Annotated in this window: 23 protein-coding genes; 17 read left to right on the forward strand and 6 right to left on the reverse strand. The window is 59.2% G+C overall.

Annotated features, from left to right (window positions below; translation table 11 throughout):
- Positions 1-39 precede the first annotated feature (39 nt).
- The 5 genes from ARCT_RS0123395 to ARCT_RS0123415 all read left to right on the forward strand — a co-directional run bounded on the left by ARCT_RS0123395 (position 40) and on the right by ARCT_RS0123415 (position 3,809).
- Complete coding sequence (locus tag ARCT_RS0123395; RefSeq protein WP_027242265.1) at positions 40-726, forward strand: response regulator transcription factor; 687 nt, start codon at positions 40-42, stop codon at positions 724-726.
- A gap of 266 nt (positions 727-992) precedes the next feature.
- Positions 993-1,781, forward strand: coding sequence for an exodeoxyribonuclease III (locus ARCT_RS0123400; protein ID WP_027242266.1), 789 nt, complete (start codon positions 993-995; stop codon positions 1,779-1,781).
- 238 nt (positions 1,782-2,019) lie between these two features.
- Positions 2,020-2,952: a tetratricopeptide repeat protein gene (locus tag ARCT_RS0123405; protein WP_027242267.1), complete on the forward strand. Its 933-nt coding sequence runs from the start codon at positions 2,020-2,022 to the stop codon at positions 2,950-2,952.
- A gap of 27 nt (positions 2,953-2,979) precedes the next feature.
- A complete protein-coding gene (locus ARCT_RS0123410) occupies positions 2,980-3,624 on the forward strand; it encodes an LON peptidase substrate-binding domain-containing protein (RefSeq protein WP_027242268.1) in 645 nt (214 codons plus the stop codon).
- A complete protein-coding gene (locus tag ARCT_RS0123415; RefSeq protein ID WP_027242269.1) occupies positions 3,621-3,809 on the forward strand; it encodes a Trm112 family protein in 189 nt (62 codons plus the stop codon). The genes ARCT_RS0123410 and ARCT_RS0123415 overlap by 4 nt, the downstream gene beginning before the upstream one ends.
- Before the next feature lie 481 nt (positions 3,810-4,290).
- Here the strand turns inward: ARCT_RS0123415 and ARCT_RS0123420 are convergent, their stop codons facing one another.
- Positions 4,291-5,517, reverse strand: a complete 1,227-nt coding sequence (locus ARCT_RS0123420; protein ID WP_027242270.1) for an FAD-dependent monooxygenase — start codon at positions 5,515-5,517, stop codon at positions 4,291-4,293.
- 154 nt (positions 5,518-5,671) lie between these two features.
- Here ARCT_RS0123420 and ARCT_RS0123425 point away from each other — a divergent pair, with 154 nt between their 5' ends.
- The 5 genes from ARCT_RS0123425 to ARCT_RS0123445 all read left to right on the forward strand — a co-directional run bounded on the left by ARCT_RS0123425 (position 5,672) and on the right by ARCT_RS0123445 (position 13,094).
- Positions 5,672-7,006 (forward strand): amidase, encoded by a 1,335-nt coding sequence (locus ARCT_RS0123425; RefSeq protein ID WP_027242271.1) that lies wholly within the window; start codon positions 5,672-5,674, stop codon positions 7,004-7,006.
- A 142-nt stretch (positions 7,007-7,148) separates the two neighbouring features.
- Entirely contained in the window at positions 7,149-8,333 is a 1,185-nt protein-coding gene (locus ARCT_RS0123430; protein WP_027242272.1) for an aminotransferase class I/II-fold pyridoxal phosphate-dependent enzyme, read from the forward strand.
- A 113-nt stretch (positions 8,334-8,446) separates the two neighbouring features.
- Complete coding sequence (locus tag ARCT_RS0123435) at positions 8,447-11,533, forward strand: DNA translocase FtsK (protein ID WP_027242273.1); 3,087 nt, start codon at positions 8,447-8,449, stop codon at positions 11,531-11,533.
- Between the two features lie 101 nt (positions 11,534-11,634).
- Positions 11,635-12,237 (forward strand): LolA family protein, encoded by a 603-nt coding sequence (locus ARCT_RS0123440; RefSeq protein WP_027242274.1) that lies wholly within the window; start codon positions 11,635-11,637, stop codon positions 12,235-12,237.
- Between the two features lie 197 nt (positions 12,238-12,434).
- Positions 12,435-13,094, forward strand: a complete 660-nt coding sequence (locus ARCT_RS0123445; protein ID WP_027242275.1) for a metal-binding protein ZinT — start codon at positions 12,435-12,437, stop codon at positions 13,092-13,094.
- A gap of 61 nt (positions 13,095-13,155) precedes the next feature.
- Here the strand turns inward: ARCT_RS0123445 and ARCT_RS0123450 are convergent, their stop codons facing one another.
- Positions 13,156-13,743 (reverse strand): transglycosylase SLT domain-containing protein, encoded by a 588-nt coding sequence (locus tag ARCT_RS0123450; protein ID WP_027242276.1) that lies wholly within the window; start codon positions 13,741-13,743, stop codon positions 13,156-13,158.
- Positions 13,744-13,802: 59 nt separating this feature from the next.
- Positions 13,803-14,690: an AEC family transporter gene (locus ARCT_RS0123455; protein ID WP_027242277.1), complete on the reverse strand. Its 888-nt coding sequence runs from the start codon at positions 14,688-14,690 to the stop codon at positions 13,803-13,805.
- 85 nt (positions 14,691-14,775) lie between these two features.
- Here ARCT_RS0123455 and hspQ point away from each other — a divergent pair, with 85 nt between their 5' ends.
- Positions 14,776-15,102 (forward strand): heat shock protein HspQ, encoded by a 327-nt coding sequence (gene hspQ / locus ARCT_RS0123460; RefSeq protein ID WP_027242278.1) that lies wholly within the window; start codon positions 14,776-14,778, stop codon positions 15,100-15,102.
- A gap of 188 nt (positions 15,103-15,290) precedes the next feature.
- Here the strand turns inward: hspQ and ARCT_RS0123465 are convergent, their stop codons facing one another.
- The 3 genes from ARCT_RS0123465 to ARCT_RS0123475 all read right to left on the reverse strand — a co-directional run bounded on the left by ARCT_RS0123465 (position 15,291) and on the right by ARCT_RS0123475 (position 18,033).
- Positions 15,291-16,868, reverse strand: coding sequence for a gamma-glutamyltransferase family protein (locus ARCT_RS0123465; RefSeq protein ID WP_027242279.1), 1,578 nt, complete (start codon positions 16,866-16,868; stop codon positions 15,291-15,293).
- Positions 16,869-17,213: 345 nt separating this feature from the next.
- A complete protein-coding gene (locus ARCT_RS0123470; protein WP_027242280.1) occupies positions 17,214-17,651 on the reverse strand; it encodes an ATP-binding protein in 438 nt (145 codons plus the stop codon).
- A 43-nt stretch (positions 17,652-17,694) separates the two neighbouring features.
- The gene (locus ARCT_RS0123475) at positions 17,695-18,033 is read right to left on the reverse strand and encodes an STAS domain-containing protein (protein ID WP_027242281.1); all 339 of its coding nucleotides are present in this window, start codon (positions 18,031-18,033) and stop codon (positions 17,695-17,697) included.
- Positions 18,034-18,132: 99 nt separating this feature from the next.
- Between ARCT_RS0123475 and ARCT_RS0123480 the strand changes: the two genes are divergently transcribed.
- The 6 genes from ARCT_RS0123480 to ARCT_RS0123510 all read left to right on the forward strand — a co-directional run bounded on the left by ARCT_RS0123480 (position 18,133) and on the right by ARCT_RS0123510 (position 24,131).
- Complete coding sequence (locus ARCT_RS0123480) at positions 18,133-19,305, forward strand: acetyl-CoA C-acyltransferase (protein WP_027242282.1); 1,173 nt, start codon at positions 18,133-18,135, stop codon at positions 19,303-19,305.
- Positions 19,306-19,400: 95 nt separating this feature from the next.
- Complete coding sequence (locus ARCT_RS0123485; protein ID WP_027242283.1) at positions 19,401-19,856, forward strand: GAF domain-containing protein; 456 nt, start codon at positions 19,401-19,403, stop codon at positions 19,854-19,856.
- A 229-nt stretch (positions 19,857-20,085) separates the two neighbouring features.
- Positions 20,086-20,655, forward strand: a complete 570-nt coding sequence (locus ARCT_RS0123495) for a helix-turn-helix domain-containing protein (RefSeq protein WP_027242284.1) — start codon at positions 20,086-20,088, stop codon at positions 20,653-20,655.
- Positions 20,656-20,658: 3 nt separating this feature from the next.
- Positions 20,659-21,285, forward strand: a complete 627-nt coding sequence (locus ARCT_RS0123500) for a LysE family translocator (RefSeq protein ID WP_027242285.1) — start codon at positions 20,659-20,661, stop codon at positions 21,283-21,285.
- A complete protein-coding gene (locus tag ARCT_RS0123505) occupies positions 21,285-21,668 on the forward strand; it encodes a GFA family protein (protein ID WP_036785373.1) in 384 nt (127 codons plus the stop codon). The genes ARCT_RS0123500 and ARCT_RS0123505 overlap by 1 nt, the downstream gene beginning before the upstream one ends.
- A 15-nt stretch (positions 21,669-21,683) precedes the next feature.
- The gene (locus ARCT_RS0123510) at positions 21,684-24,131 is read left to right on the forward strand and encodes a GcvT family protein (protein ID WP_027242287.1); all 2,448 of its coding nucleotides are present in this window, start codon (positions 21,684-21,686) and stop codon (positions 24,129-24,131) included.
- The last annotated feature ends 68 nt before the right edge of the window (positions 24,132-24,199 follow it).

Consider the following 24,199-nt stretch of genomic DNA (forward strand, 5'->3'; position numbering starts at 1 on the left):
AGACACGGAAACAGGATCTAGAGGCGGGAGAGCATCGACATGGCGCAACTGAAGAAAATTCTACTGGTGGATGACGATGAAGATCTGCGCGAGGCCCTGAGCGAACAATTGGTCATGACCGAAGACTTTGATGTCTTTGAAGCCGAGAGCGGTCAAAGCGCCATGGAACGCATCAAAGAGGCGCTATATGATCTGGTGATCCTGGATGTCGGCCTGCCCGACACCGATGGTCGCGAGCTATGTCGCTTGATGCGCAAACAGGGCGTCAAGGCACCGATCCTGATGCTGACAGGCCATGACAGCGATTCAGACACCATTCTGGGACTGGATGCCGGTGCCAATGACTATGTCTCGAAACCGTTCAAATTCCCGGTGCTTCTGGCGCGTATCCGCGCCCAGCTGCGCCAGCATGAACAATCCGAAGACGCGGTTTTTGTGCTTGGGCCCTATACGTTCAAACCCGCGATGAAGATGCTGCTGACCGAGGATGACCGCAAGATCCGGCTCACCGAGAAAGAGACCAATATTCTGAAGTTCCTCTATCGCTCCACCGATGGGGTGGTGGCGCGGGATGTGCTGCTGCATGAGGTCTGGGGCTATAACGCTGGGGTCACCACCCATACCTTGGAAACCCATATCTACCGGCTGCGCCAGAAGATTGAGCCGGACCCCTCTAATGCCCGTATTCTGGTGACGGAATCCGGTGGCTACCGTCTGATAAGCTAGCGTCTTTACCTTTGACATAGGTCAAAGACGTATCTTTTGCACATCTTTATTTTTGTTCACATCCCGCGCATGTCCGGGTCATGACATGCACCTCCCTGTTGGACTGGGCCGGGCTTCGTGCCCGGCCATTTTTTTGGCGCCATGTTGCCTCGTCTGCTTACGGGGGGGGTGGGCACGGGTTTGGCAAAATCCCGTCGCTGCTCTCTTCTCCGGTTCGCAGCACTGTGGTAGCCAGTGGCATACCCCCTGCCAATTGGAGCATCTACATGGCTTTTTCCCTTGCGACCTGGAACATCAACTCTGTCCGTCTGCGCGAAGGGCTGGTGCAGAAACTCTTGCGCGAGGAAGGACCGGATGTGCTGTGTCTGCAGGAGTGCAAAAGCCCGGTGGACAAGATCCCGACACAGGCTTTTGCCGATCTGGGCTACCCCTATATGGTGGCGCGCGGGCAGAAGGGATATAACGGCGTTGCGATTTTGTCGCGTTTGCCCATTGAGGAGGCCGGGGCAGAGGATTTTGCCAATCTCGGCCATGCGCGCCATATTGCGGGGCGGCTGGAAAATGGCGTGACGGTGCATAATTTCTACGTGCCTGCGGGCGGGGACAAGCCCGACCGGGAGGTGAACGAGAAATTTGGCCAGAAGCTGGATTACCTCAGCGAGATGCGGGACTGGTTCAAGTCTGAGCGACCCGAAAAATCCATTCTGGTTGGCGACCTCAATATCGCACCGCGCGAAGATGATGTCTGGGACCACAAGAAAATGCTGAAAATTGTCAGCCATACACCGGTGGAGGTGGATCTGCTGGCGGAGGTGCAGGAGGCAGGACATTGGGCGGATGTCACCCGGGCGGATATCCCCGAGGGGCTGCTGTATAGCTGGTGGAGCTACCGAGCCAAGGATTGGGATGCGGCTGACAAGGGGCGGCGCCTGGATCACGTCTGGGCCACCGAAGATATTCGCCAGGCGGCGCATTCCAGCCGGGTTCTGCGCGCCGCGCGGGGCTGGGAAAAACCCAGTGATCACGCGCCAGTTTTTGCGACATTTGATCTGTAGCGCTTTTGACGGGCGGGGGGCTCCCGCCCGTCGTTTGGGCATCATAGATGCCCGCCTCCCGTTGGGCCGGGCGCCGCGCAGAGGAGCGGCGCGGTTGCGCTGTGTTGATGCCTGAGACAAAGCCTGGCAGGCTGGTGCGAAATGAGAGCAGGAGCAAGACCGGGTGAACTCCACTCTTGGTTTCTGTGTTCCAGGGCTCCATATAGGGGGCAAGCTTCAAACGGAGAAGATCTGGACAATGGATATTATTGGCGGAGCGGGCACAGCAGCCCCCGCAGGTGATTTGATCAAGGAGGTCGGTGAGGCGACCTTTATGCAGGATGTGATTGAGGCCTCGATGCAGGCGCCGGTGATCGTTGATTTCTGGGCGCCCTGGTGTGGCCCCTGCAAGACGCTTGGCCCTGCTTTGGAAGCGGTTGTGACCAAGGCCAAAGGCGCGGTGACCATGGCCAAGGTCAATGTCGACGAAAACCAGCGCCTGGCACAGGCTCTGTCGCAGCAGGGGTTGCCGTTGCAATCTATTCCAACTGTTGTTGCCTTTGTGGAGGGGCGCCCTGTTGATATGTTTCAGGGCAATGTGCCTCCGAGCGAGATTGAGGCCTTTGTGAACAAGGCCATTGAAGCGGGCGGTGGCAGTGCGGATGGCGGCCTGGCGGAAGCGCTGGACGTCGCCGAGCAGATGCTGGCGGATGGCGAGGTTGCGGATGCGGCGCAGACCTTTGCGGCGATCCTTGGTGAGGATGACAAAAGCGCTGCGGCCTATTCCGGTCTGGCACGGGCGCATATTGCGCTGGAAGATCTGGACCAGGCCGAAGCGGTTTTGAATGGCGCACCGGCGGAGATTTCCGATGCCGTTGAGATCGAGGCGGCGCGGGCGCAGATCGAACTGGCGCGGCAGGCGGAGAACGCCGGTCCCGTCACCGAACTGGCGGCCAAAGTTGAGGCCAACCCCGAGGATCTGGAGGCGCGCTTTGAATTGGCACAGGCGCTGTATGCCACCGGAGATGCGGAGGCTGCGGTGAGCGAACTGCTGGAGCTGTTCCGTCGCGACCGCGACTGGAACGACGGCGCTGCCAAGGCGCAGCTTTTCACCATCTTTGATGCGCTGCAGCCAAATGATCCGGTGGTTTTGAACGGTCGCCGCAAGCTGAGCTCATTGATATTTGCCTAATCGGGCCTCTGCCCTACAGTAATAGCCATGATGCATATCGCAGATCTGCCGGACACTATTGCTGTCTTTCCACTGCCCCGGGCGATTTTATTGCCCCGGGCCCGCCTGCCGTTGCATATCTTTGAACCGCGCTATTTGCAGATGTTCGAAGATGCGCTCAAGACCCCGCAGCGCCTGATTGGCATGATTCAGCCCTGCGCCGGATTTGGGGGGGCTGAGGCGCTGCAGGCCATAGGCTGCGCTGGGCGGGTGACACAGTTCTCTGAGACCGAGGATGGCCGCTATATGGTCACCCTGTCGGGCCTGTCCAGGTTCCGCATTCTGGGAGAGGTCACTGGCTTTAGCCCATACCGTCGCTGCGACGTCAGCTGGAGCGGGTTTGACCGCGATCTTGGTACTGCTGCCGAGACGGATGCCGAGTTTGACCGGGACGATTTTCTGGCCTTGCTGGAACGGTTCTTTGTGGCCCAAGGGCTGTCAACCGATTGGGACTCGTTGAAAGAGGCAGAAGATGAGCTGCTGATCAACTCCCTGTCGATGTTGTTGGAGTTTGAGCCGGAAGACAAACAGGCCTTGCTCGAGGCGCCCTGTCTTGCCACAAGGCGCAGAACGCTGGTGACATTGATCGAGTTTTCCCTGAGGGGCGGCGCAGATGAGGATATCTTGCAATGAGTGATACAAAACCGGTGACCTTTGATCGCCGCATGTTGGAGGCCCTGGTTTGCCCACAAACCCAAGGCACTCTGGAGTATGATGCCGAGGCGCAGGAACTGCTGTCCAGAGCGGCGAATCTGGCCTTTCCAATCCGCAATGGCATTCCAGTTATGCTGGTGGATGAAGCCCGCGCCATTGAATAGGCGCGCAGCTCCTGTTCGCCTCCCCAGTTGCCCCTCCCTTCTGCCTGTTGTTCTCCGCTCGGCTACTCTGGTCGCCTCGCTGTGGGATGAGTGCCGTCGTTTGATAATTTGCCCCGGTTCAGGCGGCATCAGACTGTTTCAGGCGGCATCAGGCTGCGGCAAAAACCTCCGTTGCATGGTTTGGTAAAAAAGGGGGGGCTCCCGCGCCCGCAGGTGCCCCTTTGGTGCCCCTTGGCGGCCTTGGGCCCGGCGCTGTGCTCACGCACAGCGGGCGCGCAGTTTGGACTGTTGCGGTCTTTCGCGATCTGTCGGTGGTGGTTCTGGCGGTAGTGGTTCTTGCGGTCAGGGCGGCTTTTAGCAGCATCTGTGCAACCCGCGGTGCAGCGCCTTGCCTTTAGGCAAGGCGCTGGGCCCAACCAGATCACAACACCAGAGGTGTTGATGGAATGGGCGGGAGCGCTCCCCTTGTCGGGGCGAGACGTCAGATGGCTTCGCCTTTGAGCAGCCGTGGCAAGTCGCCGGTCAGCCCGGCGGCCTCGCGCATGAAGCCGCGTCTGAGACCGGGCAGGCTGTTGACCAGCCCCATGCCAAGATCGCGGCCAAGCCGCAGCAGCGGGTTGTCATTGGAAAACAACTTGTTGACCATGTCCGTGCTGGCGACCAGCGTGGCCGTGTCAAAGCGGCGCCACTGTTGATAGCGGTCCAGCACCAGCGCGGATCCCGCATCTTCGCCACGCCGCCGGGCCTCGGTCAGCACCTCCGCCAAGGCACCAACATCGCGCAGCCCCGCATTCAACCCCTGCCCGGCAATGGGATGCATGCCATGGGCCGCATCGCCAATCAGCGCCATCCGCGCCGCAATAAAGCTATTGGCGATGGTCAGGTTTAGCGGATAGGTAAATCGTTTACCTGCCAGGGAAATTTCGCCGAGGAAATTGCCAAACCGCGGCTTTAGCGCGGTGATATAGTCGCTGTCATCCAGCCCCTGGATCGCCTCGGCCATTTTGGTCTTTTCGCTCCAGACAATCGAAGAGCGATTGCCCGGCAACGGTAAGACCGCCAGCGGGCCAGGTTCCATAAAGAACTGATGGGCAATGCCGTGATGCGGCTTTTCGTGATCAATGGCGCAGACCAGCGCGGTCTGACCGTAGTCCCAGCCCGTGCGCTTGATACCGGCGCGTGCCGCTGTGCCGCTTTTGCGCCCGTCTGCCCCCACCAGGATACCGCCGCGCAGGGTGTCACCACTTTCCAAAGTCAGGGTGACGCCAGTCTGGTCGGTCTCCTGGGCCACCACACGGGCGTCATTGATCAGGGAAATGCGGGGCTCGTCTGCCATGGCCTTGAGCAGAGCGCGGCGCAGGTAGCGATCCTCCAGCATATAGCCCATCGGGCCTTCTTCGATCTCGCGGTGATCAAAATGCACAAAAAACGGCGCCGCTCCTTCGCCGGCATGGCCATCGCTGGCCTTGATTTCCAGCATTGGCTGCGCCTGCTCGGCCACCTCGGGCCAGATGCCGATCTGGGCCAGCAAACGCTGCGAGGCCAGGGCCAGGGCATAGCCGCGGCCGTCAAAATCCTCATCCTCAAACCCGCCCCGGGGCAGGGCGTCGACAACGGTGACACTATGGCCGGTTTGGGCCAGGGCCAAAGCCAGAGCGGGGCCATTCAAGCCACCACCAACGATCAAAATATCGGATGTGTTTTTCATACTTGGCAATATGCGCCGATTGGCGGAATTGTCCATGGCAGTGGATCAAAATCAAACAATTCCCACCCGCTGTGCCGCCTCGATTTTGCGCTTCGGGATTGTACCAGTTTGAGCAGAAGGCTACCGTCTTGAAAAATCAAACGGAGGGATGGCAATGCAGGACTGGCTAAAGATGAGCGCCGCAGATCTGGGGCGGGGAATTGCGGCACAAGAGATTGATCCGGTTGCTTTGGCGCAGTGCTATCTGGACGCCATCGACAGTCATCCGCACCGCGATCGCATCTATAGCATGGTGACCCATGAGCGGGCCCTGGCCGAGGCCGAGGCCGCCGCCGAGCGCGCGCGGGCGGGTCTGCGACGCTCCGCCCTTGATGGGGTGCCGATCAGCTGGAAGGACCTGTTTGATTCTGCGGGTGCCAAGACCGAGGCAGGCTCGGATCTGCTCAAAGGCAGGGTGCCGGACCAGGATGCGCTGGTGCTCGAGACCGCCACGTCCATGGGCGCCGTATGCCTTGGCAAAACCCATATGAGCGAGCTGGCCTTTTCCGGGCTGGGGCTCAATCCGGTGACAGCAACACCGCCCTGTGTGAACGACGAGACCGCAGTGCCGGGGGGCTCGTCTTCTGGCGCGGCGGCCTCGGTTGCCTTTGATCTGGCGGCGGCGGCCATTGGTTCTGATACCGGCGGATCGGTGCGCATTCCCTCGGCTTGGAACGATCTGGTTGGCCTGAAAACCACCGCCGGGCGGATCAGCCTCGAAGGGGTGGTGCCGCTGTGCCTCAAGTTTGACACTGTCGGCCCGCTGGTGCGCTCGGTTGAGGATGCCGGCCTGTTTCTGGGGCTGCTTGAGGGCACGGCTGGCCCGGATCTGCGCGGCGCGACGCGCCTTGAGGGGCGCCGCTTTGCGGATCTGCAAACTATCGCGCAGGATGATCTCGACCCGGTTGTCGCCCAAAGCTATGGGGATGCGCTGCTAAAGCTGCAGCAGGCCGGCGCCGAGATTGTGCCGCTGGAGGTGCCCGAACTGGTTGAGGCCATGGGGTTGAGCGCCATTTTGTTCACCGCCGAGGCCTATGGGTTGTGGAAAGATGTGATCGAGGCCAACCCCGAGGTGATGTTTGACAAGATCCTAGAGCGCTTCCGCTCTGGCGCAGGGTTTTCCGGGCCTGACTACGTTGCCGCCTGGGGGCGGCTGGAGCAGGCCCGTATGGCCTGGGATCAGGCAACGGCTGGCTTTGATGGTATCCTGTCCCCCAGCTGTCCGATCCTGCCGCCCAATCTGGCGCGACTGGAGCAGGAAGAGGACTACTATGTGCAGGCCAATCTGCTGACTCTGCGCAATACCCGCATTGGCAATCTGATGGGCACCTGCGGGTTGAGCCTGCCCACCGGCACCCCCAGTTGCGGCTTGCAGGTCCTTGGCCAACCCAATTGCGAGGAAGCTCTGCTGCGGGTTGGCATGGGGGTTGAGGCGGCCCTGGCAGATTAACGCCGGGCCTGCCAAATGCCAAAATCTGGCTGGAATGCCACAAATTTGGCCAAGGCCGCATCCTGCGGCTGGACGCATTGGCTCTTGCTCTGTAATTTAGCTCCAAACGGGGCGCGAATGATCCCGAAGTTGAGGCACAGCTATGAATTTCCCTGAGCGGTTTGCGAACCTGCCAGCCTATGCGTTTCCGCGTCTGCGGGCGCTTTTGGACCATCACGCGCCTGGCGGCGATGTGGTGCATATGACCATTGGCGAGCCAAAACACCAATTCCCCCAGTGGGTGACGGATGTCATCGTTGAAAACGCGGCTGGCTTTAACAGCTATCCGCCCAACGATGGTTCTGATGATCTGCGCGGCGCGATGGCAGGCTGGATTTCCAACCGCTACGGCGTCGCTATGGATCCTGCGACGCAGGTCATGGCGCTGAATGGGACCCGCGAGGGGCTGTATAATGCCGCGATGGCGCTGTGTCCTGAGCAGAAGAATGGTGAAACACCGGCGATTCTGATCCCGAACCCGTTTTATCAGGTCTATATGGTGGCCAGCCTGTCGGTTGCGGCTGAGCCTGTGTTTCTGCCCGCCAGTGCCGCAACGGGTCATTTGCCAGATTATGAAAGCCTGCCGGCTGAACTGCTGCAGCGCACCGCGATTGCCTATATTTGCTCCCCTGCCAACCCCCAGGGCGCGGTGGCGGATCGAGCCTATTGGCAGCGCCTGATCACCCTGGCTGAAAAACATGATTTTTATATCTTCGCTGATGAATGTTACAGCGAGATCTACCGCGACGCGCCGCCGCTTGGGGCCCTTTCCGTGGCACAGGAGATGGGCGCGAACCCGGAGCGGGTGGTGCTGTTCAATTCGCTTTCCAAACGCTCAAACCTGCCGGGGCTGCGCTCTGGTCTGATTGCCAGCGGGCCGGAGAATATCAAACGGGTCAAGCAGCTGCGGGCCTATTCCGGAGCGCCGCTTCCGGGGCCGTTGCAGGCGGCTGCGGCAAAGGTCTGGGCGGATGAGACCCATGTGGTGGAAAACCGGGCGCTTTACGTTGAGAAATACAATATCGCAGATGAGGTCTTTGCCGGGCTGGACGGATACGTCTCTCCCAATGCCGGCTTTTTCCTGTGGCTGCCCGTTGCCGATGGCGAAGCCGCAGCGTCGAAGCTGTGGCAGCAGACCGGCGTGCGGGTGTTGCCGGGGGCCTATCTGGCCCAGGGCAGTGGTGATGAGAACCCCGGTAAGGGCTATATCCGGGTGGCACTGGTGGCCGCGCCCGAGGTGACACGGGAGGCGCTGACCAAGCTGCGGCGCTGTCTATACGACAATTGACTGACTGCGATGGCCTCCTGGTTTAGGGGGGCCTCGCCAATACGAAAGACAGACCGATGATCCAATCCTGTGGTACAATCAGGGCACATCGGCAACAATGAACCGAGGTAGGCATGGCATTTCAAACCCGCAGCAGGGACCCCCTGCTAGACAGTTCGATGCAGGCGGCGATCGAAAAGCGTGGCAAGGAGCTGATTGGGATCTTTCTGATCACGCTTGGTCTGCTTGTGGCTGCGATGGTTGGGTCCTACACGCCGGATGACCCCAATTGGATGGTCTCTACCGATGCGCCGGTGCAGAATTGGCTGGGGCGCCCTGGGGCCTCGATTGCGGCACCGTTGTTCCTGATTGTGGGCTGGGCGGCCTGGAGCCTGGCACTGACGCCGCTGGCCTGGGGGCTGCGCTTTTTGCTCCATAGTGGCGAGGACCGGGTGCTTGGCCGGATGATCTTTGCGCCGGTTCTGTTGGCGGTGGCCTCGATCTATGCCGCGACGCTGGTGCCCGAGGCCGATTGGAAAACCACCCATAGCTTTGGGCTGGGCGGCCTGTTTGGCGATACCGTGATGGGGGCCTTGCTGACGCTTCTACCGGTCAGTTCGCATTTTGCGGTGAAGCTGATGTCGCTGCTGATGGCCATTGGCATGTTGTCCCTTGGGGCCTTTGTTGCCGGGTTCAGCCGCAGCGAGATCAATCGCGCCGGTCGTTATCTGACCCTGGGCTTTGTGTTGATCTATGGTGGCATTGCCAGCCTGCTGGGGCGCGGCGCCACCAGCGGTTTTCAGGCCGCGATGGCCCTGCGCGACCAACGTCGTGCCGCCAAATTGCAGGCCGAAGAGGAGGCCTGGATCGCCGAGGACAGTGGCGCGCAGATGTTTGAGAGCTATCCGCAAGGCAGTGATGTTGATGCGGGGGTGCTTGAAGATGATTATGTGGTGGAAAAGCCCGAAAAGGCGGGCCTGTTTTCCCGTGTGCCGGGCCTGATGCGCCGCTCTACTCCGGAAGATATCTCCGATCAGATGCCCGAGCCCGAGTTGGTTGAAAATGCCCAATCCGGTGAATCGCTTCTGTCGGGTGACGCGCGTATTTCGGAAAAGATCGCCAGCGCTGTGCGCATCCGCCGCGCGGCTGGCCAGGCTGTTCCCCATGACCCGGATCTGCCTCTGACCAAGGGACGTGGCAAACGGGCTGAGCCTTTGCTGTTCAACCCCAATGCCGCCGCCGCTGATCTGCCCCCCGAGCCGCCGCTGACCGCGACGCACTCCATTCCTGCAGCGCCGGGCGCCGCAGCACCTGTGGCGGCATTTGTGCCCTCTGCCCCAGATATGCCAGCGATGCAGGGCTATGAGGCAACAGCTGTTGAGACCGGATCTGTGTACGCAGAGCCCGCACCGGAGCAATACGCAGCTGAGACCGCGCCGATGGAGCCGGTGGGCCTGCCCTCTGAGCTGGCGCCGGACCGGGTTGCTTCAGAAGATCTGCCTGCTGGCCGGGTCATCAACCGGGAATTTGGCACAGCGCCAAAATCCGGTGATGCCCAGAAGACGCCAGTGCCGGCTGACTTTGATCTGCCTGTTGCCACCCCGCGCAAGGCGGTGGTCGAGCAGCCGCAGCGCAAGCCTGTACAGCCCTCAGCACGGGCCAAGGCCGAGGCGCAGCCGGATCTGGCCTTTGAAGAAAACGCCTTTGAGTTTGAACTGCCGCCGCTGTCGTTGCTCAGCCATCCCAGCGGGGTCGAGCGCCACCATCTGAGCGACGAAGCCCTGGAAGAAAACGCCCGGATGCTGGAAGTGGTTCTGGATGACTATGGCGTCAAAGGTGAGATCGTCTCGGTGCGCCCCGGTCCTGTTGTCACCATGTATGAGCTGGAACCGGCGCCGGGTCTTAAGGCCAGCCGCGTGATTGGTCTGTCGGATGATATTGCCCGGTCGATGTCGGCGCTGTCGGCGCGGGTGTCTACCGTGCCTGGGCGCACGGTCATCGGCATCGAACTGCCCAATGAAAAGCGCGAGATGGTGAATTTCCGCGAAATCCTGTCGAGCCGGGATTATGGCGATGGAACGCAGAACCTGCCGCTGGCGCTCGGCAAGGATATTGGTGGGTCATCCATGGTGGCCGATCTGGCCAAGATGCCTCACTTGCTGATCGCGGGGACCACGGGTTCTGGTAAATCGGTGGCAATCAACACCATGATCCTGTCGCTGCTGTATAAGCTGTCACCGGATGAATGCCGCCTGATCATGATTGATCCAAAGATGTTGGAACTGAGCGTCTATGACGGCATCCCGCATCTGCTTTCGCCGGTTGTGACCGATCCGAAAAAGGCGGTTGTTGCCCTGAAATGGGTGGTGGGCGAGATGGAAGATCGCTACCGCAAGATGTCCAAGATGGGTGTGCGCAACATTGCCGGCTACAATGGCCGCGTGAAGGAAGCGCTGGCCAAGGGCGAAATGTTCAGCCGCACCGTGCAGACCGGGTTTGACGATGACACCGGCGAGCCCGTGTTCGAGACGGATGAATTCGCCCCCGAGGCGCTGCCCTATATCGTGGTTATCGTTGACGAGATGGCTGATCTGATGATGGTGGCGGGCAAGGAAATCGAAGCCTGCATCCAGCGTCTGGCGCAGATGGCGCGGGCCTCTGGGATCCATTTGATCATGGCCACACAGCGTCCTTCGGTGGATGTGATCACCGGCACGATCAAGGCCAACTTCCCCACCCGGATTTCCTTCCAGGTGACCTCCAAAATCGACAGCCGCACGATTCTGGGTGAAATGGGGGCTGAACAGCTGCTTGGCATGGGCGATATGCTTTATATGGCGGGCGGCGCCAAAATTACCCGCTGCCATGGGCCCTTTGTGTCGGATGAAGAGGTCGAAGAGGTGGTGAACCACCTGAAACAGTTTGGTCCGCCTGAATATATGGGCGGCGTGGTGGAGGGCCCGGATGACGACAAGGCCGAAAACATCGACGCGGTTCTGGGGCTGAATACCGGCGGCAACACCACGGGCGAAGATGCGCTTTATGATTCAGCGGTGCAGATCGTGATCAAAGACCGCAAGTGTTCGACCTCTTACATTCAGCGCAAGCTGGCCATCGGCTATAACAAGGCCGCCCGGCTGGTGGAGCAGATGGAGGACGAGGGGCTGGTCTCCCCGGCCAACCACGTGGGCAAACGGGAAATTCTGGTGCCGGAACAGTAAGGCTGGGTGAAAACCGACGTGCTCTAAGCAAGAAATCGCGAGGTCGGCCCGTATATGGGGCGACCTCTTTTCTTTTACGCTTCAAGGCTTATCTAACTCTTATGAAAAAACTTCTTTATGTCCTGGCGCTGGGCGTCACTGCTTCGATGTCCGGCACCCTGGCCTGGGCTGAGGGTAAGCTGAGCCTGGCTGAGATTTCCGGCTATCTAAACGAGATGAAGACCGCAACGGCGAGCTTTACCCAGATCAATGATGATGGATCGCTGACCACGGGTAAGCTGTATCTGCACCGTCCGGGCCGGATGCGGTTTGAATATGACGGGACGGATGGGGGTACTGTTGTGGCCGGGTCGGGGTCTGTGCGGATCCATGATCCCAAATCGAACCAACCTCCCGAAACCTTCCCGCTGAAGCGCACGCCGCTGTCGATCATCCTGGCCAAGCGGGTCGATCTGGATCAGGCCAATATGGTTGTCGGCCACGGCTTTGACGGCACCTCGACCGTGGTGCAGGCTCAGGATCCGGAAAACCCCGACTACGGCAGTCTGGAGCTGATGTTCACGGACGAACCGGTAGAGCTGCGTAAATGGGTGGTGCATGACGGGGCCGGGGGCAAGACCACGGTGATCCTTGGTGCGTTGGAAACGGGGATGCGTTTGCCCTCAACCCTGTTCAGCTCCGGTGGTGGTGGAAATTCACCCTAGCAGCGACCCGTTGAAATCGCAGGACATTTCCGACATTTGCTCCGGCGAGGGCAATGAGTGTTTTCAAGTGTTCAGTGAGGAGCGGGCTTAATCTTGGCGGTTAGGTGACAGTGCGTCTTGCCAAGTTCATCAGGGAAAGATAGATGATCGATGTGTTATGATATATCATAATATACAGCAAAGGCAGGAACCTTCCCATGAAACAGACAATTCTCAAACGCGTTGGCGTCATTGCACTTGGCGCGCTGATCGTAACGTCGACGCAGGCAATGGCCCAAACAGCGGCAAATTCCACCACGACAGACACCCATACACACTCCCATAAGGACGTGGGGCCATCCCTGGTCGACGCGGCTGCAGTGCAAGCCCGCAGCCTGTCAGACTGGGTGGGCGACTGGCAGTCACTTTACCCACTCCTGCAAGACGGCACTTTGGATGCTGTCATGGACCACAAAGCCGAAAATGGAGAAAAGACCGCTGAGGAGTACCGTGCCTACTACGAGCTCGGCTACAAAACAGATGTGGAGCGTATCTTGATAGACGGTTCCAGCGTGACGTTCTTCCGGGACGGCCAGCCCGTACAGGGGCAGTACGCGGAAGATGGATATGAAATCCTGACCTATGAATCCGGCAATCAAGGTGTGCGCTTCATTTTTGAAAAATCGGGCGGCGACGAAGCTGCGCCTCGGTTCATTCAGTTCAGCGACCACAAGATTGCGCCAACCAAGGCTGACCACTATCATCTTTACTGGGGTGATGATCGCGCTGAATTGCTGACAGAAGTTACCAATTGGCCGACATATTTCCCAGCCGCGTTGAGCGGAGCAGAGATCGCAGCCGAAATGATGGCCCACTAAAGTGGGCGCTAAGCCGCCATTCTCTGCAGTCCGGAGAACGGCGGCTTAGTGTTTGAGAGGGTCAGCGGGCGCGGCGGCAGGTGGCAAGCTGGGCCTGGTACATCTGCGAGCGGGCCTCGACCTTGCTGGCGACCCGCAGCAGCCAGGTTTTTGACTTGTAGGTCCCGCGAGCAAAACCCGTGTGACCGTCGTGATAGGCCAGATACTGGTTGCGCGCGTCATAAAGCTGGATGCCGTTTTTCTCCAGACTGGTGTTCATATACCAACCCATAAAATCGGCGGCATCCTCAATCCGGTCGCGCCTGGCCCGGTGCCGCCCGGTATCGCGTTTGTAATCAGCCCAGGTGGCGTCCAGGGCCTGGCCATAGCCATAGGCACTGGATTGCCGCCCCATGGGGATTACTCCCAGCAGGTATTTATGCGGGGTACGGGCATTGCCACGGAAGGCGCTCTCTTGATGGATGGTGGCCATTTGCACATGGATGGGCACGCCCCAGCGGCGCTCGGTGGCGCGAAAGGCGTTCAGGTATTTGGGCCGCTCCTTGATGATAGCGCACGCGTTTTCCAGATTGCGGGGGGGCGTATTGGGACCACCTCCGCAGGATGCGACGACCAGAAGAAGGGCGAGTACGACGATGATTCTGCTCATTGCCTCTGCCTATTGTTATGTTTTTTTGCCATTCTAGCGTGTTTGGGCATCCGTGAAAATCACAAATCAATCAAAAGTGACAGCACCAGCGGCAGGGCAGCAATCGCCATCAGGGTCGAGACCACCACAAGCCCGGCAACTGCCTCTGCGTCGGCGCCGAATTTTTCGGCCAGCAGATAGGAGGTGACGGCAACGGGGGTGGCCAGTTGTAGCACCAACACGCCAAAGGCGATCTCGTCGAGGCCAAAGGCCCATCCCAATCCCCAGCCAATGGCCACGCTGGCGCAAAGCTTGGCCAAAGACAGCAAAACCGCCAGCCCGGTTTTCCCCGGCGTCAACCGGGCGATGGCCACGCCCAGTGTTATCAGCATGATGGGAATGGCCATCTGGCCAATGAGGTCCAGCGCATTGGTCAAAAACCGAGGGGTCTGCCAATCCTGCCACAGAAAGAGCGCGCCCAGCAATGTGGCCCAGACCATCGGCTCGCGCAGGGCCTTGCCGCCGCCACCCTTGCCCGCCACCAAGGACAGGCCGAGGGTAAAGGACAATACCGCCGATACGGCCAACATGGCCACCGCATAGCCGAGGCCAGCCTCGCCAAAAGCAAACAGCGCCAGGGGGATGCCGAGATTGCCGGTATTGCCAAAAATGAAAGGTGCCAAATAGGTTTGCCGGTTCAGGCCCCCTGTTTTGATCAACACTGCTCCAACCAGAGCCAGCAGCAAATGGCCTAAAATGGCAGCGACGACAAAGAGCCCGAGCGCAGACTTGTCGAGCTCGGTTTTCATCAGCGCGGTGAAGATCAGTGCCGGCACTGCAAGGGTCATGGCCAGCCGGGTGACAAACTGAATGCGGTATTCAAACCCGAGCTTGACCCAGGCAAAACCGACCCCGGCAAGCAGGAAAACGGGGGCGGTAATTTCAAGCACTGTTACGGCCAGGTTCACAGACTGTTTCCTCGAAAATTTGCTTCAACAGTTGGACATCTGCCAGCGTTTTACGTTAGTAACAAGTCACGGAGACAGTCTGCCAATGCTAAGAACACGCGCAAAATACAATTTGGGACAGGTCGTCCGTCACCGAAAACACCCGTTTCGCGGTGTGGTCTTTGATGTCGATCCAGAGTTCGAGAACACGGAAGAGTGGTATGAATCCATTCCCGAGGAAAGTCGGCCGGTGAAGAACCAGCCGTTCTATCATCTGCTGGCAGAGAATGATCAGACCTACTATGTGGCCTATGTCTCGGAGCAGAATCTGGTTGCGGATTATTCCGGTGAACCAATCAGCCACCCTGATTTGCCAGAGATGTTTGACCGGTTTGATGGGGCGGCCTACGCCTTGCAGTATCAGCTCAACTGAGCCCCCCCCGTATTTTATCACGCGCAGTTGAAACTTTGACTGGCAGTCCCCTCTGCCAGGGTGGGGCTCCCGCCCCTTGTTGCAGATCTGGCTGCGCCAGCCTGACAAGCGTTGGGCCTGGCGCCGGACCAAAAAAGGTCCGGCGCGGGTGCGTTCCCTCGATAGTCTTCTGATTGGCAGCCAGAGGCCTAATAGCCGAGGGCGCAGCCATCCTTGCGCGGATCGCTGGCGCCTTCCAGCAGGCCATCTGCGTGGATCCTGATACTCTGGGCACCGCCAATGGCCGTGGTTGGGGTCTGGACCCTGTGGCCCAGGTCGCTCAACTCCTGGCGAACCTGGTCACTGTAGCCACGCTCGAGGTTGAGCATACCGCCATCCGAAAAGCTGCGCGGGCTATCAATGGCGGTTTGGGCATCCATGCCAAAGTCCTGCAGGTTTGACACAAAACGGGCATGGCCATTGGGCTGGTAAGCCCCGCCCATCACGCCAAAGGGCATCATCACGCGGCCCTTTTGGCGCAGCATGCCGGGGATGATGGTGTGCATCGGGCGCTTGCCGCCCGCCAGCTCGTTTGGATGACCCTGCTGAAGGGTAAAGCCGGCCCCCCGGTTTTGCAGCAGGATGCCAAATTTGTCTGAGGCAATCCCCGAGCCAAAGCCATGAAAGATCGAGTAGATCAGCGAGACCGACATCTGATCCCTGTCCACCACGGTGATATAGATGGTGTCCTTATGGATGGCTTCGGTAAGCGGAGCGGCTGCGGGCATGGCGCGTTTTGGGTCGATCAGCGCAGCAAGGCGGCTGGCGGTTTCGGGTGCCAGCATATGGTCGAGCCGCTGCATATGTGCGGGGTCAGCGAGGAACCGATTGCGCGCATCATAGGCCAGCTTGGCGGCCTCGGCCTCGATATGGGCGCGCTGAGCGCCAAGAGGGTCCAGGGCCGCGATGTCAAAATGTGATAGGATATTGAGCATCAGCAAGGCAGTTGCCCCCTGACCGTTGGGTGGGTGCTCAACCAGATCAATCCCTTTGTAGGCGGCGGAAACAGGGGTGACCCGGTCGCAGGCTGCGGTTGCAAAATCTGCGACCTGGTGCAGGCCCCCCGCGGCCTGAAGTGTCGCAACCATGTCTTCGGCGATTTCACCGGTGTAAAAGGCATCACGGCCATCCCTGGCGATGCGGCGCAGGACTTCGGCCTGACCGGGGGCGCGAAAGATCTGGCCAACCTTCGGAGCCTTGCCATCAAAAAGGTAGGTCCCGCGGGCCGAGCCCTGCAGCGTGTCGGCGCTATTTGCCCAGTCAAAGGCAACACGTGGTGCAACCGGGACGCCTGTCTCTGCATAGTGGATGGCCGGGGCAAGCAGGGCATCCAGGCCCAGTTTGCCTTCGGTTTCTGCGAGATGGCAAAAGGTTTCGATCGCGGTGGGAATGGTGACCGCATCGGCGCTTTTCAAAGGGACGTTGGTCAGGCCCTGATCCCGCAGTGCCTGGGCCGAGGCTGCGGCCGGTGCCCGCCCCGATCCATTTACGGCCTGGATCTCATCGCTGCCACCGCGCGAAAAGAGCACAAAGCAATCGCCGCCAATTCCGGTCATTTGTGGCTCGCATATCCCCAGCAGAACAGCCCCGGCAATGGCGGCATCCATGGCGTTTCCACCGCGTCTTAGCACATCAATTGCTGCGCCAGCCGCCAGCGGGTGAGAGGTCGCACAGAGACCGTTCTGGGCAAAGACGGCAGAGCGTCCGGGGGATTGAAAGTCGCGCATTGACCACTCCTGTTGGGTTGCCCGGCAAGGTAGTGATCCTGATTGAAATGACAATGAAATTTTCTGCCGCGCTTGTGGGGCCTGGTCCAAGGGGGCAAAACCGCTGCGGATGATACGCAGCGCCACAGGTTCGACGATTTGAGGAGGTCCGCGGGCAGAGTGTCCCTGGCGTCGCACAATCGGTGGGGGCTTAGATGTCCGACGCCAGGAGAAGCTATGACAGCTACGCGTTAATCAATACATGAGACCTGAGGCGAGACTGCGCCGGAAATGCGGCGCTTTTACGGCGTTGATTGCACCGTGAATCACTCGACTTGGCCAAGGCCCCCTTGTGGGCCTCATCAGCTAAGTTTGCTTGGTCGGCATATCAAAAAACAACGACAGTTGGTTGCTGCCAGCCTGTCTTTCGTAATGCAGGCGACAGGTTAGTTCGCGGATAAGATGCCAGCCAAAGCCCCCCTCGGGCAGCGTCTCCAAGGGGCCACTGATATCAGCGGGCAGGCCGACGGGCAGCTGGCCGTCGGGGAGTGGCGGGCCGGTATCGCTGATGCGAATTTGCAGTTCCTCCGGTGACAGATCGCACTGGATAGAGATCTCGCCGTCTTCGATGTCAAAATAGGCGTGCTCTACGATATTGTTTACAGCCTCTGCCAGGGCAATTTGCACATCACCGGCCCGGTCCAGGGGCAAATCAATATCTCGCAGCCCTTGCATCACCGCCGAGATACAGGATCTAGCGCCTTGTTCGGTTGCTTTGAACGAACATGCAAAAGTCTCAGCCATTCATTTCTCGCTTCCCGCCCCTATGCGGTAGGTTGGACAGAACTCAGGGTTTGTTTGCACTGACGGCGTCATTCAAAGAGGCGTAGAGATTGAAAATTGTATCCATGCGCGTCAGGCGAAATACTTTTTCAACCATCGGTGTGGGGCCAGCCAGATCCAGACGACGGTCCCGCCCCAATTGCTTCATTGCGGCAACAATGGCGCCCAGTCCGCTGGAATCGATGAACTGCACCAATGACAGATCCAGAATGACGCGATCAGGTCCGCTTTCGGTCTCCGACCGCATGTCTTCTTTGAATTGAATGGCCATGGCTGCATCGATGCGATCCGCATTTACAGTCACAATCTGTGCACCATTGGCCTCTGTACTTGTCAGGCTCATAGTGATCCCCCAGGAAGTTGTCTCAACGTATTTATACCAGTCTAGACCTCAATCCTTAGCATTCAGTATGTTTATTGGCGACGATTGGAGGAAGATCTGATGAAAAATGTAGTGATTGCCGGTGCGGCGCGAACTCCTATGGGTGGATTCCAGGGTGTCTTTGAGACCCTGCCTGCGTCCGTACTGGGCGGGGTTGCCATCAAGGCGGCGCTGGAAGGGGCAGGGGCCAAGACGGTTGACGAGGTTCTGATGGGCTGTGTTTTGCCTGCTGGGCAGGGCCAGGCCCCCGCACGGCAGGCAGGTTTTGCCGCCGGACTTGGTGAAGAGGTTCCGGCAACCACCCTCAACAAGATGTGTGGTTCGGGGATGAAGGCCGCAATGATCGCCTATGACCAGATCGCCCTGGGACAAACCGACACGGTTGTCGCTGGCGGTATGGAGAGCATGACAAATGCGCCCTACCTGCTGCCAAATCAGCGCGGTGGCGCTCGAATCGGACATGGCCAGGTCATCGACCACATGTTCCTCGACGGTCTGGAAGATGCCTATGACAAAGGCCGCCTGATGGGCACCTTTGCTGAGGACTGCGCCGAACACTACCAATTCAGCCGCGAAGCACAGGATGAATATGCGCTGAAGTCGCTCTCCAATGCCCTGGCTGCACAACAGAGCGGTGCCTTTGCAGATGAAATCGCCAGTGTTACGATCAAAACACGCAGGGGCGAAACCACAAGCGCCGCAGACGAGCAGCCCGGCAATGCCCGCCCCGAAAAGATCCCAACGCTGAAACCGGCCTTCCGCAAGGGCGGAACCGTGACAGCCGCCAATGCCTCGTCAATTTCGGATGGGGCTGCCGCATTGGTTTTGGCCTCAGAAGAGGCGGCAATCGCCCAGGGCCTCACCATGCGGGCCCGCATTCTGGGTCATGCCAGCCATGCCCAGGCGCCGGGCTGGTTCACCACTGCGCCGGTTCCTGCCGCCAAAAAACTTCTCGATGCAATTGGCTGGAATGTAGAGGATGTCGATCTCTGGGAGGTAAACGAGGCCTTCGCTGTGGTCCCAATGGCCTTCATGCATGAGATGGGCATCAGCCGCGACAAGGTCAATGTAAACGGTGGCGCCTGCGCACTGGGTCATCCCATTGGCGCTTCGGGCGCGCGTATCATCGTGACGCTTTTGAACGCTCTGGAAAAGCGGGGTCTCAAGCGGGGGATTGCAGCGATCTGCATTGGTGGCGGCGAAGGCACTGCCATTGCCATCGAATTGGTCTAATTTTCATTTGGCTAAAAATATCCTCGGGGGTGAATTGACCCGGAGGGGCAAGAGGGGGCAGAAAGCCCCCTCTTCTGCTTTTAAAGGACGGTGACATGGCTGTGGATTATAAAACCTTGTCCAAGACAGTTGCAGCCCTGACCGAGGGTGAGGATGACACTGTGGCGCTGATGGCCACTGTCGCCTGCGAGCTGCATCACAGCGATGAACGATTTGACTGGACAGGGTTTTACCGGGTTGTCGCACCTGACCTCTTGAAGATCGGCCCCTATCAAGGCGGGCATGGCTGCCTGCAAATTCCGTTTTCCCGCGGAGTCTGCGGTGCGGCGGCACGCAGCGGCGAGGCACAGCTGGTTGCGGATGTCGACGCCTTCCCCGGACATATCGCCTGTGCCTCTTCAACGCGTTCTGAGGTGGTGATACCGGTGTGGAATGCTGCGGGGCAGTTGATAGCGGTTCTTGATATCGACAGTGACCAACCAAATGCCTTTACCCAGGATGATCTGCACCACCTCTCTGCGATTTTGCAGCAGGTGTTTGGCAAGGCGTGAGGGGTAGGTGAGGCAGGAGGGGCTTTGCCCCTCGGCCTGCGGCCTCACCCCAAGGTATTTTGGAAAGGTGAAAGGCAAAGGGTCTGTGGCGCGGCATGTTCTGGCGGCGCCTGGCGCTGCGTAGGGCGCAAGATGAAGTGAAAAAAACCTTGAAAATTTCACAAAACCGGCACATCGTGAAAAAGTAGGTGAAAATTTCACAAGACAATTGCAAATGGAGATGTCAGGCGTGACCAGCCAAGCCCCGCAATCTGCTACTTTGGGTGCAGATATTCGTGCCCTGCGCAAAGCGCGTGGGCGGACACTGACTGATATCGCGGGAAGGCTGGATAAATCGGTTGGATGGTTAAGCCAGGTGGAGCGGGATCTGTCGGAGCCTTCGATTTCGGATCTGCGGCAACTGGCGCGTTGTCTGGGCGTGCCGATGTCGATGCTTTTTGCCCATTCGGGTGCCCCGGCGCATGAACACGGCTATATTGTTCGGGCGGGATCACGGCGGCCCATGGGGTCTGGCGAGGAGGGGCTGATCGAAGAGCTGCTCTCTCCGGATCTGACCGATGATTTTGAGATGGTGCATTCTACTTTTCGACCCCATTCCAAGATGCAGCAACCGGCAGACCGTCCGACGCAGGAAGTGGGCTATATGATCTCGGGTCGGCTTGATCTTTTGATTGATGCAAAGCCCTTTACGGTTGGGCCTGGCGACAGTTTTCGCATCAAACATCAGCCTTACCAGTGGGCCAACCCCTACGATGAGCCGGCCATTGCGGTCTGGGTGATCGCGCCGCCGGTCTATTGAACGATGAGTTTTGAGGCCTGGACCATATTTGTGGTGTTTTGGGTGGTCTTTGTGACCACTCCGGGGCCAAATGCGGTGAATTGTATCAGCAACGGCATGAGCTTGCGCTTTTCCAAGGCGCTGCTTGGGGTGCTGGCGATTCTGACCCAGGCGGTGTTGTTTCTGGTGCTCTCGGCACTGGGGGTGACGGCTTTGATAGCCGCGTCGCCAACCGGATTTTTTATCGCCAAACTTGTCGGCGCAGCGTTTTTGATCTTTCTGGGTCTGCGCAACTGGCGCAATGCCAGCACGCCAACTCCGGCGGTGGAGCGTCCCGCACGCCATGTCTATCTCCATGCCCTGGCGGTGGCGGTGATCAATCCCAAAAGCGTGGCTGGCTATCTTGCCGCCTTTTCCCAATTTGTGCAGCCGGATGTGCCGATCTGGCAGCAGATGGGGGTGATCATGCCCACTGCGCTGGTGCTGACCACGCTCAGCTATACCGGTTTTACCCTGCTGGGAATGATGATGGGCAAGGCGGCGCTGAAGGCGGTGTTCAACATCTGGATCCGCCGGGGTCTGGCGCTGTGTTTTATTATTTACGGTGTGCTTCTTGGTGCCAGCAGCACGCCACAAGTGGAGGGGATGTGATGACGGATCATGTGACCAGAGGATCCTGCCTGTGCGGGGATATTCGGTTTGAGACTGCGGCAGAGCCACAGGGGGCCTCGATGTGCCATTGCGGCCAGTGCCGCAAGCAATCCGGCGGTATCTGGTCTTCGGCCTATGTCAGGGCCGGCGCGCTGACGATTACTGGCCCGGTTTGCTGGTTTGAAGCCAGCCCGCAGGCCAAACGGGGATTTTGTGGGCGTTGTGGCTCCTCCCTGTTCTGGAAAGCCCATGACGAGGACACCATAAGCTTTGCCCTTGGCGCTGTTGAGGCGCCCACTGGGCTGAGGATCGAGAAACATATCTTCGTGCGTGACAAGGGCGATTTCTACGAGATCGCCGATGGCGTTTTACAAAAAGACTAAGGCCAGGGAGCAAACATGTCTGATTTTCCAACCAAGGCCCGTGTGGTCATTATCGGCGGCGGCGTGATTGGCGCCTCTGGTCTTTATCATCTGGCCAAGAAGGGCTGGAGCGATTGTGTGCTTTTGGAAAAGAACGAGCTGACGGCGGGCTCCACCTGGCATGCGGCGGGCAATGTGCCAACCTTTTCGACCTCCTGGTCGATCATGAACATGCAGCGCTATTCGACCGAGCTTTATGCCCGCCTTGGCGAAGAGGTCGATTACCCGATGAACTATCACCAGACCGGGTCAATCCGTCTGGCCCATAGCAAAGAACGCATGCAGGAGTTTGAGCGCGCCTGTTCCATGGGGCGCTACCAGGGCATCGAGATGGAGATCTGGACGCCGGAAGAGGCCAAGGCGCATTACCCGTTCCTTGAGACCCATGATCTGGCAGGGGTACTATGGGATCCAAGCGATGGCGACATCGACCCCGCACAGGTGACCCAAGCCCTGGCCAAGGGCGCGCGGGACATGGGGGCCAGGATCATCCGCTTTTGTCCCGCCACCGGCGTGACCCAGAAGGCAGACAAGACCTGGATTGTACACACCGGGAAGGGCGACATTGAATGTGACTATGTGGTCAATGCTGCGGGCTATTACGCCCAGCGCGTTGGCGAATTCTTCAAGCCCTATGGCGGGCGTACAGTGCCAATGATGGTGATGTCGCACCAATATCTGCTGACCGAGCAGATCGATGAGATCGAGGCCCATGTCAAAGAGACCGGTAAGAAACTGCCGCTGATCCGCGACGTGGATGTGTCTTATTATCTGCGACAGGAAAAGAACGGCTATAACCTCGGCCCCTATGAGCCCAACTGCCGGGGTCACTGGATGACGGATGACGACCAGATGCCGGAGGATTTCTCCTTCCAGCTTTGGCAGGATGATCTGGACCGGATCGAGGATATCGTTACCGATGCCATGGAGCGGGTGCCGCTGATGGCGACATCTGGGGTCTCCAGCGTTATCAATGGCCCAATCCCCTATGCGCCCGATGGCCTGCCACTGCTTGGCCCAATGCCCGGTGTCGACAATGCCTTTGAGGCCTGCGTCTTTACCTTTGGTATCGCCCAGGGCGGTGGCGCTGGCAAGGTTCTGGCGGAATGGATCGTGGATGGTCAGACCGAATGGGACATGTGGTCGGTCGATCCGCGCCGCTACACCGATTATACCGATCAGGACTATTGCGACCAGAAAGGCATGGAAGTCTACGGCAACGAATATGCCATGCACTTCCCGCATCACGAATGGCCTGCTGCCCGTGATAAAAAGATCAGCCAGGTGCACGACCAAATCAAGCAGATGGGTGGTCAGATGGGGGCCTATAACGGCTGGGAGCGTGCCAATTGGTTTGCCAAGGCAGGCGACGATACCTCCGAAGAGGCCACCCAGACCTGGGGTCGGTCCGGCCCCTGGCAGCAACGCATCCGGGAAGAATGCGAAGCGGTGCGGGATGGAGTTGGCGTGCTCGATCTGCCGGGCTTTTCGCGCTTCAATCTCGAAGGTGAGGGCGCGGCAGAATTCCTGCGTGGCCTGGTCACTGGCGGGTTGCCCAAGGTGGGGCGGATGAACCTGGTGTATTTTTCCGATGATCGCGGCCGCATCCTGACCGAAATGTCCTGTCTGCGTCACGCTGAGGATCACTTTACCATGATCACCGCAGGATCGGCCCAGTGGCACGATTTTGATGTGCTGAAAAAGGCGCTGCCAGCGGCGATCTCGCTGAGCGACCGGACCTCTGATTTTGCCACCATGATCGTCACCGGCCCTCAATCGCGGGCGCTGTTTGCCGGGATCTCTGACGCTGATCTGTCCCTTGGCTGGCTGACCCACCAGACCGCCAGGGTTGCTGGTCAACCGGCCCTATTGGCGCGGGTGTCCTATGCGGGTGAGCTGGGCTGGGAGGTGCATTGCGCCAATGCCCATCAGGCGGCGATCTATGATGCGCTGCTGACAGGTGGTGCCAAACCCTTTGGCATGTATGCGCTGAACTCCCTGCGGATCGAAAAGGGCTATCGCAGCTGGAAAGGCGATCTTTCCACCGATTTTACCCTGCTCGAAGGGGGCTTGGGCCGGTTTGTCAAACTCGACAAGCCACAGGACTTCCCCGGCAAGGAAGCGATCCGCAATGAGTTGCAGCAGGGGCCAAAGAAGATCTTTGTGACTTTGGTTGTGGAGGCAGGCGATGCCGATGCGCCCTATATGTCCTGCATCTGGAAAGATGGGGAGATTGTCGGTGAGACAACCAGTGGCGACTATGGGTATCGCGTCAATGCCTCGATTGCGCTGGGCACTTTGCGCCGCGATCTGGCGGTGCCGGGCACCGAGGTTGAGGTGGAAATCTACGGTGAGAAATGCCGCGCCGTGGTCCAAGACGATCAACCCCTGTGGGATCCCACCAACGCAAGGCTGCGCGCCTGATTGCCAATGCTGGCTTGCGAAAGACCCGAAAGGCGAGGCAATGTTTGATACACTGTTGGCCGGGCTGT

Origin of the sequence: Pseudophaeobacter arcticus DSM 23566 (genome assembly GCF_000473205.1) — a bacterium.
GTDB classification, from domain to species: Bacteria; Pseudomonadota; Alphaproteobacteria; order Rhodobacterales; family Rhodobacteraceae; genus Pseudophaeobacter; species Pseudophaeobacter arcticus.